The following is a 12,983-nucleotide window of genomic DNA, read 5'->3' as shown; positions in this document are numbered from 1 at the left end:
CCTTCGTGAGTGCGCTTTCTTTCTATAATAGTAAAGAATGCTCTCACTGTCAAGCAAGAACATTCTTTTGTATGTGAGGAACTAGTCGTTTGATTCGACTGTTTCCGTTTTATTTTTTGACTTAATCATGATCTTACCCTTGCTGGTCATGACAGCCTTGAGTTCTTTTTCACTTGGATTTTCAAGGTAGTAGTCTGTGATTGCATCTTCGATATAGTCTTGAATGGTACGACGTAATGGACGAGCTCCCATTTTTGGATCGTAACCAAGGTCTACAAGTTTTTCTTTAACCTTATCTGTTACATCTAAGTGGATGTTATTGCTTGAGAGACGTTTATTCACATCGTCCAACATAAGGTCAACGATTTGAAGGAGATTTTCCTTGCTGAGAGCCTTAAATTCAATAATACCATCAAAACGGTTCATGAATTCTGGGCTAAAGAAGTTGCCTAATTCTCCAAGAACAGAGTTGGTACGCCCTTCTCTAGCAGCACCAAATCCAACGCTTGCTTCAGCCTTGCCTGTACCTGCATTTGAGGTCATGATAATGATGGCATCCTTAAAGCTAACAGTTCGTCCTTGACCATCGGTTAAACGACCATCATCCAATACTTGAAGGAACATATGCATAACATCTGGATGAGCTTTTTCAACCTCGTCCAAGAGGATCAGTGAGTAGGGATTACGACGAACTTTTTCAGTCAATTGACCAGCTTCATCATAGCCAACATAACCTGGAGGAGCACCGACCAGTTTAGCAACACTGTGTTTTTCCATGTATTCACTCATATCAAAGCGAATCATGCTGTCAGCAGAACCAAAGAGTTCGATGGCCAGCTGTTTAGAAAGTTCTGTTTTACCGACACCAGTAGGACCAACAAAGAGGAAGCTACCGATTGGACGGTTTGGAGTGCCTAGACCAACACGATTACGACGAATTGCCTTGGCAATCTTATCAACAGCATCATCTTGACCGATAACATGAGCCTTGAGGTCATCTGCTAGGTTGATCAGTTGAGACTGTTCTTTTTCTTTAAGGTCGCCAACTGGAATGTTGGTCTTTTGTTCGATGATGTGTTCGATTGTTTTTTCACTGATGATTGGGGTATCTTGATCCGTTACCTTAGTCTTTTGCATTTCCTTATATTTAGCAATCTGGTCACGGAAGTAGGCTGCTTTTTCAAAATCTTCATCACGGGTTGCTTGTGCCTTGAGATTTTCTGCTTCGATTAAACGTTGGTCGATGACCTTTGGATCCACAAAATTCAAGGTTAAGTTCATTTTAGAACCAGCTTCATCTAGGAGGTCAATGGCCTTATCCGGCAAGAAACGATCTTGGATGTAGCGGTTAGAGAGAGTAGCAGCTGCTTCGATAGCACCATCGGTATAATGAACATGATGGTAATCTTCGTATTTCTTTTGAATACCTTTCAGGATAATAATGGTTTCTTCAACAGTTGGTTCATCAACCTTGACTGGCTGCATACGACGTTCAAGGGCTGCATCTTTTTCGATGATGCGGTATTCATTGAGGGTAGTAGCACCAACTAGTTGGAGTTCGCCTCGAGCAAGAGCAGGTTTGAGGATATTTCCTGCATCCATATTTCCTTCTCCAGCAGAACCAGCACCGACGATTTCGTGAATTTCGTCGATAAAGAGGATGACGTCTTTGCGCTCACGAATTTCTTCCATGAGCTTTTGCATGCGCTCTTCAAACTGGCCTCGGATACCTGTACCTTGGACAAGGCTAACAACGTCTAAACGAATGACTTCTTTCCCTTGAAGTTTATGAGGGACATCTCCATCAACAATTTTCTGTGCTAAGCCTTCGACAACGGCTGTCTTACCAACACCAGGCTCCCCAATCAGTACTGGGTTGTTTTTAGTTCTACGGTTGAGGATTTCAATGACACGGATGATTTCTTCGTCACGGCCGATAACTGGGTCGACATTTCCACGACGGGCAATCTCAGTTATATTGATACCATACTCATCCAAGAGTCCTTTTTCCTGACTAGGAGGAGGAGTTTGAGCCGGTCCACGATTTTGGGAACCATAGCCACCATTACCGCCGTATCCACCACCTGACTGAGTATGGGGAGTGTTGTTATTATTAGAAGATGGTCTAAAGTTATTCAGATCGTTAAAGAAGTCACCAAATGGATCAAAATCACGATTGTTTAAATCTGTAATGCCTTTAAATAAGCTATTATTAGGATCTGTTTTGATAATTTTGTAGCAATTTTGGCAAAGATCGATTTGCTTTTGTTGTCCATTCAGATTAGTGTAAAGATGGATTGTTGAGTCATTGATTTTACAATTTTGACAGAGCATACCTCTACCTCGTTTCTTTCTTGGCTTTGACTACAACCGAAAGGTCAAAAATAGTCAAAGTTCTTTAGTCTCATTATATCATGATTGAAGGGGAAAGCAAGTAAAAAGATTGGGTCTTAATACTGACGATATGAGACTATGGTAACTAATGTTTTTTAGATAAAAAGAAAAATCCCATTTGTGATACAAAAAGGATTTTCTCGGTCAAAGCAAGAGTATTCTCCAGCCTTTATTTAACGATTAGTATAAGAGTTCGTAGATTTCCATCGCAATGAGGTCGATGCTATCAAATGTATATGTTTCACGAGCTTCAACGTCACGAAGTGTGAAAAGTGGTCCGTTTTCTTCGTCGTGGTTAAAAGCAACCTCTGCGACAACAACTCCTTCGCGCTCAAAGTTACGTTTCAAGTTACCGCCATCTTTTGTCATTGCTTCTAAGCGATTGATGATTCTAACCAAATGTGATTCCATTTTGATTCTCCTCCATTTCTTATCTTTACTATTTTACCATAAACAGACTCTACTTGACTAGAAAAAACTAAGATTTCTCGCTATTTCTATCGTCTTTGAAAATTTTTTGAAAATATCAGGGCAAGTTGTTGCATTTTTATGCAGAATATGTTATCCTTATACAAGTTTTTAAGTTTAAATATTACAAATAGAAAGTAGAGCATCCATGAATTTTTCTTTTTTACCGAAATACTTGCCATATTTTAACTATGGTGCCATTGTTACGATTATCATTTCTATCTTAGTGGTCTTTTTGGGGACTATTTTAGGGGTAGTGTTGGCCTTTGCACAACGTTCGAAGATTAAACCACTTGCTTGGTTTGCTAATCTATATATCTGGGTGTTCCGTGGGACACCGATGATGGTGCAGATTATGATTGCCTATGCATTGATGCATATTAGTGCTCCAACAATTCAAATCGGGATTTTGGATGTTGATCTTACTCGTTTGATCCCAGGGATTATTATTATCTCTATGAATAGTGGTGCCTATGTATCAGAAACTGTTCGTGCTGGGATTAATGCAGTGCCAAAGGGACAGTTAGAAGCAGCGTATTCACTAGGTATTCGTCCTAAAAATGCTATGCGCTATGTCATCCTACCACAGGCTATCAAGAATATTTTACCAGCCTTGGGGAATGAGTTTATTACCATTATCAAAGATAGCTCGCTCTTGTCAGCTATCGGGGTTATGGAGTTGTGGAATGGGGCTACTACGGTGTCAACAACTACTTACCTACCATTGACTCCACTTCTATTTGCAGCCTTTTACTACTTGATTATGACATCTATCTTGACACTAGTCTTGAAAGCTTTTGAAAATCGTATGGGACAAGGAGATAAGAAATAATGACTGAAACGCTAATTAAAATTGAAAACCTTCATAAAAGCTTTGGAAAGAATGAAGTTTTAAAAGGGATTGATCTTGAAATTAAAAAAGGTGAAGTAGTAGTAATTATCGGACCATCTGGTAGCGGTAAGTCAACCCTCCTTCGCTCCATGAATCTTCTCGAAGAGGCTACAAAAGGAAAGGTTGTCTTTGAAGGTGTAGACATTACGGATAAGAAAAACGACCTTTTTACCATGCGTGAAAAGATGGGAATGGTTTTCCAACAATTCAATCTCTTCCCAAATATGACAGTTATGGAAAACATTACACTTTCTCCGATTAAGACTAAGGGTGAAAGGAAGGAAGTGGCTGAAAAGAGAGCGCATGAGCTCTTGGAAAAGGTTGGTTTGCCAGATAAGGCCGATGCCTATCCACAAAGTTTGTCTGGAGGTCAGCAACAACGTATTGCTATCGCGCGTGGTCTTGCCATGGAACCAGATGTCCTACTCTTTGATGAACCGACTTCTGCCCTAGACCCTGAAATGGTAGGGGAAGTACTAGCAGTTATGCAAGAACTTGCTCAGTCAGGAATGACCATGGTTATCGTAACGCATGAAATGGGCTTTGCGCGTGAAGTAGCAGACCGTGTCATCTTTATGGCAGACGGTGTTGTTGTCGAAGATGGAACGCCAGAGCAAGTCTTTGAACAAACACAAGAACAAAGAACCAAGGATTTCTTGAGTAAGGTTTTGTAAGAATATCATGAAAAGCTCCAAGTGGGCTTTTTCTTATAGTTTCAGACTATAGGGTATCTTAGGTAAGAAGTGTTAGAATGCAGAATGAATTTTTGTTATAATAGAGGATATTTGTTAGAAAAGAGAAAATACATGACACAGATTATTGATGGCAAGGCTTTAGCAGCCAAGCTACAAGGACAACTGGCTGAGAAAACAGCCAAACTAAAAGAAGAGACAGGCTTGGTTCCTGGTTTGGTGGTTATTTTGGTTGGGGACAATCCTGCTAGCCAGGTTTATGTTCGTAACAAGGAACGTTCAGCTATCGCAGCGGGCTTCCAAAGTGAAGTTGTACGTGTTCCGGAGACCATTACTCAAGAGGAATTGTTGGAGTTGATTGCCAAATACAACCAAGATCCAGCATGGCATGGAATCTTAGTCCAGTTGCCATTGCCAAAACACATCGATGAAGAAGCTGTTCTATTGGCTATTGACCCTGAAAAGGATGTGGATGGTTTTCATCCGCTCAACATGGGGCGTCTTTGGTCTGGTCACCCAGTGATGATTCCTTCAACTCCAGCAGGGATTATGGAGATGTTTCATGAGTATGGGATTGACTTAGAAGGTAAAAATGCAGTCGTTATTGGTCGTTCAAATATCGTTGGTAAACCAATGGCCCAGTTGCTTTTGGCTAAAAATGCAACTGTAACCTTGACCCACTCTCGCACCCACAATCTAGCCCAAGTAGCTTCTGAAGCCGATATTCTAGTAGTAGCAATTGGTCGTGCTAAGTTTGTGACTGCTGACTTTGTCAAACCTGGAGCTGTTGTCATTGATGTGGGGATGAACAGAGACGAGAATGGCAAACTTTGTGGAGATGTTGACTATGATGCTGTTGCAGCAGTTGCTAGCCATATCACACCTGTACCTGGCGGAGTAGGACCTATGACCATTACCATGCTGATGGAGCAGACTTATCAGGCTGCTTTAAGAACGCTGGATAAAGATTAATCTCGAGTACAATCATTAATAGATATTTAAAGAGCAAGTTCTAAAAAGGGCTTGCTTTTTTTTTTTTTGCTCGATTTCTACTAAAATTCCAGTAAAACTTCTACAAATTATTGAAAAAACTCTACTATTTTGATATATTAAAAGTAACAATATGTATATGTAAATGAAGTAAGCGTCTAGAGGGAGGTTTATTTTTTGAAGCAAAATGTAATCGCTTACTATAACTTAGAAAGGAACCATAATGGATAAGAGATTTTTTGAAAAACGGTGTCATTTTAGTATTCGTAAGTTTGCAATTGGTGTGGCTTCAGTTATGATTGGAGCTAGTATTTTTGGTCTTCAGGTAGCGCAAGCAGCTGAAGCAGAAACAGCTAGTCCTAGCGAAGAAACAATTCATCAAGTTCAACCTTTAGATAAACTTCCAGATGATCTTGCTGCAGCCATTGCAAAAGCTGAACAAAACAGTCCACAAGATTCTTCTACTGATAAAGAAGAAAAGGATAAGGTGGAAACTGAAAAACCAGCAACTGAAGAAAAAGAGCCTGAGGTAACAAGTCCTAAGGAAGAAAAGGAAGCAGAAGTAGTCACCCCTAAGGAAGATAAAGCTGAAAAACCAGCAACTGCAGAGGATGAAAAAGCGCCTACAGTTTCAGAAGCTAGTTCTGAAAAGCCAGCAGTTTTGGAAGAACATACTGCTGAAGCAAATCAGAATAAACCAGTAACTAGTGATAAAGTTAAGGAGGAAAATACTTCTGCAACAGCATTACCTCAAGTCACTAAGGAGAAAGAAAAAGAAGACCAACTTTTACAAGAAAGAAAACAAAATTTCAACAAAGACTGGTACTTTAAATTAAATTCTCAGGGTGATTTTTCTAAGAAAGATGTAGATGTTCATGATTGGTCTAAGTTGAACCTTCCTCATGACTGGAGTATTTATTTTGACTTTGATCATAAGTCTCCTGCTCGAAATGAAGGTGGTCAATTAAACGGGGGTACTGCTTGGTATCGTAAGACTTTCACTGTAGATGAAGCTGCAAAGGACAAAGATGTTCGTATCAATTTTGATGGAGTTTACATGGACTCTAAGGTCTATGTAAATGGTAAATTTGTAGGCCATTATCCTAGTGGTTACAATCATTTTTCATACGACATCACTGAATTTTTAACTAAAGATGGTAGTGAAAATACCATTGCTGTCCAAGTTACCAATAAACAGCCAAGTAGTCGTTGGTATTCAGGAAGTGGTATCTATCGTGATGTGATGCTGAGCTATCGTGACAAGGTGCAAGTAGCTGAAAATGGAAATCATATTACAACTCCAAAGTTGGCTGAACAAAAAGATGGCAATGTTGAAACACAAATCCAAAGCAAGATTAAAAATACTGCCAAGACTCTAGCTAAGGTATTTGTAGAACAACAGATTTTTACCAAGGAAGGTAAGGCTGTTTCAGATTTGGTTCGTTCTGTAACTAAGAGTCTAGCAGGAAATGAGACAGCTGACTTTAAGCAAACGATTTTGGTTAATAAGCCAACCCTCTGGACAACCAAAAGTTACCATCCTCAGCTCTATGTTCTAAAAACAAAGGTTTACAATGAAGGTCAGCTAGTTGATGTAACAGAAGATACTTTTGGTTATCGTTATTTCAACTGGACAGCCAAGGATGGCTTCTCTCTTAACGGTGAGAGAATGAAATTCCATGGGGTTAGTATTCACCATGACAATGGAGCCTTGGGAGCAGAAGAAAACTACAAGGCAACCTATCGTAAATTAAAACTCTTGAAGGATATGGGAGTTAACTCTATCCGTACAACCCATAACCCAGCAAGTCCACAATTGCTCGATGCTGCAGCAAATCTAGGACTTTTGGTGCAAGAAGAAGCCTTTGATACTTGGTATCGTGGTAAGAAAACGTATGACTATGGACGTTTCTTTGACCAAGATGCAACTCACCCAGAAGCTAAGAAGGGTGAAAAGTGGTCTGATTTTGACCTCAGAACCATGGTCGAACGAGATAAAAATAATCCATCCATCGTCATGTGGTCACTCGGTAACGAAGTGGATGAAGCAGATGGTGGTGAGCGCTCTTTAGAAACAGCTAAGCGCTTGAAAGCTGTCATCAAAGCTATCGATACAGAGCGCTATGTAACCATGGGTGAAAATAAATTCAGTAGTAGGTCTACAGGAGAGTTCTTAAAATTGGCAGCAATCATGGATGCTGTCGGTATGAACTATGGTGAACGGAACTATGACGCTGTTCGTAGGGCTCATCCAGATTGGTTAATCTACGGTTCAGAAACTTCTTCAGCGACTCGAACTCGTGATTCCTACTTTGACCCTGCTCATTTACTCAGCCATGACAACCGTCGTAATCGTCATTATGAACAATCCGACTATGGAAATGACCGTGTTGGATGGGGTAGAACAGCTACTGAATCATGGACTTTTGACCGTGACCGTGCGGGTTATGCAGGTCAGTTTATCTGGACTGGTTTTGACTATATCGGTGAACCGACACCTTGGCATAACCAAGATAATACACCAGTGAAAAGCTCATTCTTCGGTATTATCGATACGGCTGGTTTGCCTAAGAATGATTTCTATCTCTACCGTAGTGAATGGTATAGTGCCAAAGAAAAACCAACCGTTCGTATCATGCCTCACTGGAATTGGACAGATGAGACACTTAGAGAACGCAATATGCTGGTCAATGGCAAGGTTCCTGTACGTACCTTCTCAAACGCTGCTAGTGTAGAATTATTGTTGAACAACCAGACTCTCGGCAAGAAAGAATTCACCAAGAAAACCACTGCGGATGGTCGACCTTATCATGAAGGTGCGAACCCTGGTGAATTGTATCTTGAGTGGTTGGTGGAATATAAACCAGGCAGCTTGACTGCTATTGCTCGTGATGAAAATGGTAAAGAGATTGCGCGTGACAGTGTAACAACAGCAGGAGAACCTGCTAGAGTTCGCCTCACTAAGGAAGAACATGTTATTACTGCAGACGGTAAAGATTTGTCTTATATCCATTATGAAATTGTTGATGAAGATGGGAATGTTGTGCCAACTGCTAATAATCTTGTTCATTTCAATCTTCATGGGCAAGGACAAATCGTTGGTGTGGACAATGGAGAACAAGCTAGTCGTGAACGCTACAAAGCTCAGAAAGATGGTACATGGCAAAGAAAAGCCTTCAATGGTAAAGGTGTTGTCATTGTAAAATCTACTGAAAAAGAAGGGAAATTCACCCTATATGCGGATTCTGCAGGTTTAGCTTCTGATCAAACAACAGTCACAACCGTTTCGGGCAAGAAAGAAAATCGCCACTTTGTCGCTTTTGCCCCTGTTAAGGCAACTACTGATGTCAGCGAAAATCCTAAATTGCCAGAAACTGTGACAGCTATTTATAGCGATGGTAGTGTCGAAGAAAAAACAGTGACTTGGGATATTCCAGAAAATCTCCGTGCAAGCGCTGGTGCGAAAAAAGTCCTAGGTAGTGTGGAAGGTATCGAATCCAAGGCTGAGGCCCTTGTCAAGGTCATTGCCCTTGATAAGTGGTTACCTAAAGTTGCAACTGTTCCTGTTGGTACAAGCGTAGAAGATTTGGATAAGACTGTTACAGCTGTTTTATCAGACGGGAACTTAGTTGATGCGGATGTCGTTTCTTGGACCTTGAAAGATCCATCTGCCTTGACCAAAGAAGGTGGACGTACTGAAGCAACTGGTAAATTAGTAGGTAATGACTATGAGGTGACAGCAACCTTTATCGCAAGTGATCAGGAAACAGAAAATACTGTTACAGGTCTCACTGTTGGTGACAAGGCTCTCGCTGACTTTGAGTCTGGAAAAACCTATTACCGAGTAAGCCTTCCTTACAGTGCTGAGATTCCAAATGTCAGCGCACAAACTACTGGCTACCAAGTAACTGTTCAACAAGCTTCAGCTGCCAATGATTATCAGGCTTCTGTATTCTTGAGTAACCAAAAAGGTGATTTGGTTCAAACTTATTTGATTCAGTTTGTGAAGGAAGCTCCTGCTTTGACACGCTTGGAAGTAAGTGTAGAAGGAAAAGAGAATGCAACTGAAGATCAAGTCCTTTCTTATCATGTCATTGGACATTACGAAGACGGTTCACAGAGTGAATTTTCAGCTTCAGATATTCATTTGGATGCTAGCTCTTCTGATGGCGGACATCTTGAAGTAAATGGACAGAACTTGTTACTTTATACGAAAGGTAGTGTGACGCTCACTCCTCGTATTGACAATCAAACAGAGAAAACACAATCTGTAGCAACTGTAGTGGTCATCAAAGAAAATAAAGCAGCCAAAAGAATTGTTAAGCTTCATCCTGTTTCAGTCTCTACAGATATCAATCAGCAACCGAATTTGCCTGATCAAATCGGCGCAGAATTTGACCAAGGTTTGCCTCGTAAGGTAGCTGTAACTTGGGACAAGGTAGATGCAAAAGAACTCGCTAGCTATCATAGCTTTACCCTTAAAGGTCATGTAGAAGGTACAGACATTGAAGCTACTGCGAATGTGACTGTTGAAGGTTTGCAGGTCGCAGAAGAAATCAGTCTCACTCTTCCTAAAGGTGAAACTGTTCAATTGCCAGCAAACGTACGCGCCTACCATTCTAATGGAACAACTGTCTATAAAGATGTCGTTTGGGACAAGGTTCCAGCCAACTTTAGCCAAACTGAAGGTATCTTTGAAATCAAGGGTCAATTGGTTGGAAGTCATTTGACTACCAAGGCTCATGTTCGTGTTTCCAGTCAAGTTGTTGCTGGAAATAATATCTCTAAACAGTGGACTGGTTCTCAATTGCCAGCTGCTATTGTATCCAATACCGGTGGGGATGATTCAGCTAATACTTTGAACGATTTGACGGTTTCAAGAGCCAATACAGATGTCAAGAATCGATGGACTACATGGCAAACAGGTACAGATAATGATTGGGCGTCTATCTTATTTGGTAATTCAGGAGATTTGACCAAACGCTTTGTCGATAATCTCTCAGTTGATTTCTACACAGATGGTGCAATCGGACTTCCAAAAGAATATGTCATCGAATACTATGTTGGTCAAGAAATTCCAGATCTTCCAACTGATGTCAACCATGCTCAAGGAGATGCCAAACATCCATTTAACAATGCTGCCAACTGGAAAGAAGTTGAACATCTCAAAGCTCCAGGGCAATTATCCGCAAGCCAAACTAACCACTTTACCTTTGACAAGGTTGAGACCTATGCAGTTCGTATTCGCATGAAGAAAGCAAATGGAACTGCCGGTGTCGGTTTGACTGAAATTACAATCCTAGGAAATAAGGTTCCAAGTGCTACAAGTTCAGACATTACGATCAAAGTAGATGGTCAAAAGCTTGAGCATTTCAATCCGTCTAAGACAGACTACCATATTGCTCAAACTAGTAAAGAAATCACTGCAACAGCTAGCAACAATGGTGTAGTAACGATTGTCCCTGCCACAAGTTCAACAGGAGCAACTCGTCTCATTTTGAAGGCAGAAGACGGAACCATCTTGAAAGAATACCGTATCTTCCGCGATGGTGAAAAAGAATCTACACAACCAGCAGCTGCAGAAAATGGTGCTGTGACATTAAAAGTTGGTGATAAGCTTCAACTACCTACAGAAGTGACAGTCTATTATCCATCACAAACAGATTGGACGACAGATAAACTAGCCGTAGAATGGGATGGAGTCTCTGAACATGCGACAGACCAAGAAGGCACCTTTGAAGTGCTTGGTCATATTCTAGGAACAGACTTGACAACTAAGATGCAAGTAACAGTTCTTGCAAGAGGAAATCAAGTTATCTCAGAGAATGCAAGCAATAATGCGACTGACTCTAAAGCCTTTGCCTCTACCACAAACGATACCCAGGCCGCTTCTAATGATAGAATCTTCTATATCAACGATGGTCGATTTAATGAAGATGGACGTTGGACCAACTGGTCTCGTACTCCAAAAGACCAAGAGGTATCTGTAGGAGTACTCTTTAAGAAGAATGGTCAGATTACACCTCAATCGGTTGGAAAAGTAGCCATTCAGTTCTTCAAAGACAGTGGTACAGATGCACCAGCGACAATGGTACTCGAAAGATATGTTGGACCAACATATTCTGAACCAAGCACTATTTCACGTTATGAGGAAAATGCGGATCATCCGTTTAACAAGGCAGAAAATTGGCAAGAAATTCCTTATAAGGCATCTAGCGCAATCGAGGCTGGTAAACCAATCGAATTTACCTTTGATCCAATACAGACAACCGCTATTCGCGCACGTATGACTCGCAAATCAACCACTAATGGCCTCGCAATGGTTGAGTTTAGTGCTTATTCTCCAGCTAAAGCAAGTGATTCAGAAACACCTGCAGTGACTATTTCAGTTGCTGGAAAAGCATTGGAAAACTTTGATCCTACTGTTTCAGAATATCGATTGACTTCAAATGGAGCGAAACCAAAAGTGACTGTCCAAACAAGTGGTAATGCTGTAGCGACTGTCGTTGAGTCAAGCCAAGACAATCTTCCAACACTTGTTCGACTTCTTGCTAAAGATGGTAGTCTCGTGAAAGAATATCGTCTATACTTCCAAGCTGGTTCTGAAGCTAGTCATGCAGTAGATGATCAAGCTCTTGTCTTAGATCGTCCAAGTCTGGAAGTTGAGAAATCTGTCATTCCATTTAAGGAAATTATTCGTGAGAATAGTGATTTAGCTAAAGATGAACGTCGTATCGTATCAGAAGGCAAAAATGGAGAAAAAGTAGACTATGTCGAAGTTTTAGGAACAAGTCGTAAAATTGTTCACACTGAAACAAGTGATGCAAAAGATCAAATTGTTGAAGTAGGAGTAAAAGCACTTGTTACAAGTAGCAAGGGTGATGAGCCGGCTCCTGTTCTTGAAATTCCAGAATACACAGCCCCTATTGGAACTGTAGGTGAGGATCCTGCCCCAGTAGTAGAAGTCCCAGAATATAGCGGCTTTATCGGTACTGCAGGTGACCAAGCAGCCCCAATCGTTGAAGTTCCAGAGTTCAAGGGTGGAGTTAATTGGGTCGAAGCCGCTAAAAATGAAGTTCCAGAGTTCAAGGGCGGAGCTAATTGGGTTGAAGCTGCTAAAAATGAAGTGCCTGTATTCAAGGGTGGAGTCAATGCTGTGCAAGCAGATAAGAACGAGCTCCCAGAATACACAGGTCCTTTAGGTACCTCAGGAGATCAAGCAGCTCCAACAATCGACAAGCCTGTTGCCGATATTCGAGGTTTATCTGATAAACCTTCAGAAACTCAGGCTTCTGCTAAGCAGACCCAGGCTTCACAAGTTCTTGAACAAGCTTTAGGGAAAGCAGACTCAGCAAGACTTCCAGAAACTGGTGAAAGTCAATCAGATACAGCAATTTTCCTAGCAGGTCTCAGTCTAGCCTTATCAGCAGCATTCCTAAATGGGAAACGCAAGGAAGAATAATGACTCATAACTCACTATTCTTAAAAGGCTAATCATTATAAAATAAGGAGAAGACTATATAGTCTTCTCCTTTATTAATTGGGGA

Annotated in this window: 6 protein-coding genes; 4 read left to right on the top strand and 2 right to left on the bottom strand. The window is 40.9% G+C overall.

Annotated elements, in window-relative coordinates; translation table 11 throughout:
- Positions 1-81: 81 nt before the first annotated feature.
- Positions 82-2,334, bottom strand: coding sequence for an ATP-dependent Clp protease ATP-binding subunit (locus tag AC3E9F_RS07965; protein ID WP_263393360.1), 2,253 nt, complete (start codon positions 2,332-2,334; stop codon positions 82-84).
- 240 nt (positions 2,335-2,574) lie between these two features.
- Positions 2,575-2,805 carry a DUF1797 family protein gene (locus AC3E9F_RS07960; RefSeq protein WP_004253825.1) on the bottom strand — a complete coding sequence of 77 codons (231 nt, stop codon included), beginning with the start codon at positions 2,803-2,805 and terminating at the stop codon, positions 2,575-2,577.
- A 205-nt stretch (positions 2,806-3,010) separates the two neighbouring features.
- Here AC3E9F_RS07960 and AC3E9F_RS07955 point away from each other — a divergent pair, with 205 nt between their 5' ends.
- The 4 genes from AC3E9F_RS07955 to AC3E9F_RS07940 all read left to right on the top strand — a co-directional run bounded on the left by AC3E9F_RS07955 (position 3,011) and on the right by AC3E9F_RS07940 (position 12,898).
- On the top strand, positions 3,011-3,694 hold the full coding sequence (locus tag AC3E9F_RS07955; protein WP_263393361.1) for an amino acid ABC transporter permease: 684 nt from the start codon (positions 3,011-3,013) through the stop codon (positions 3,692-3,694).
- Positions 3,694-4,428: an amino acid ABC transporter ATP-binding protein gene (locus AC3E9F_RS07950; protein WP_263393362.1), complete on the top strand. Its 735-nt coding sequence runs from the start codon at positions 3,694-3,696 to the stop codon at positions 4,426-4,428. The genes AC3E9F_RS07955 and AC3E9F_RS07950 overlap by 1 nt, the downstream gene beginning before the upstream one ends.
- A gap of 132 nt (positions 4,429-4,560) precedes the next feature.
- Positions 4,561-5,418, top strand: a complete 858-nt coding sequence (locus AC3E9F_RS07945; protein WP_317852493.1) for a bifunctional methylenetetrahydrofolate dehydrogenase/methenyltetrahydrofolate cyclohydrolase — start codon at positions 4,561-4,563, stop codon at positions 5,416-5,418.
- A 241-nt stretch (positions 5,419-5,659) separates the two neighbouring features.
- Positions 5,660-12,898 (top strand): SIALI-17 repeat-containing surface protein, encoded by a 7,239-nt coding sequence (locus AC3E9F_RS07940; protein WP_490672986.1) that lies wholly within the window; start codon positions 5,660-5,662, stop codon positions 12,896-12,898.
- The last annotated feature ends 85 nt before the right edge of the window (positions 12,899-12,983 follow it).

Source organism: Streptococcus sp. SCPM-O-B-15277 (M60), assembly GCF_058200335.1.
Note: the sequence above shows the minus strand (reverse complement) of the source record. Positions and strands in the feature narration are given on the sequence as shown.

What these genes read in the sequence shown, in the direction of transcription:
- AC3E9F_RS07965 (WP_263393360.1), bottom strand. Translation starts at nt 2,334, where the DNA reads ATGCTCTGTCAAAATTGTAAAATCAATGACTCAACAATCCATCTTTAC.
- AC3E9F_RS07960 (WP_004253825.1), bottom strand. Translation starts at nt 2,805, where the DNA reads ATGGAATCACATTTGGTTAGAATCATCAATCGCTTAGAAGCAATGACA.
- AC3E9F_RS07955 (WP_263393361.1), top strand. Translation starts at nt 3,011, where the DNA reads ATGAATTTTTCTTTTTTACCGAAATACTTGCCATATTTTAACTATGGT.
- AC3E9F_RS07950 (WP_263393362.1), top strand. Translation starts at nt 3,694, where the DNA reads ATGACTGAAACGCTAATTAAAATTGAAAACCTTCATAAAAGCTTTGGA.
- AC3E9F_RS07945 (WP_317852493.1), top strand. Translation starts at nt 4,561, where the DNA reads ATGACACAGATTATTGATGGCAAGGCTTTAGCAGCCAAGCTACAAGGA.
- AC3E9F_RS07940 (WP_490672986.1), top strand. Translation starts at nt 5,660, where the DNA reads ATGGATAAGAGATTTTTTGAAAAACGGTGTCATTTTAGTATTCGTAAG.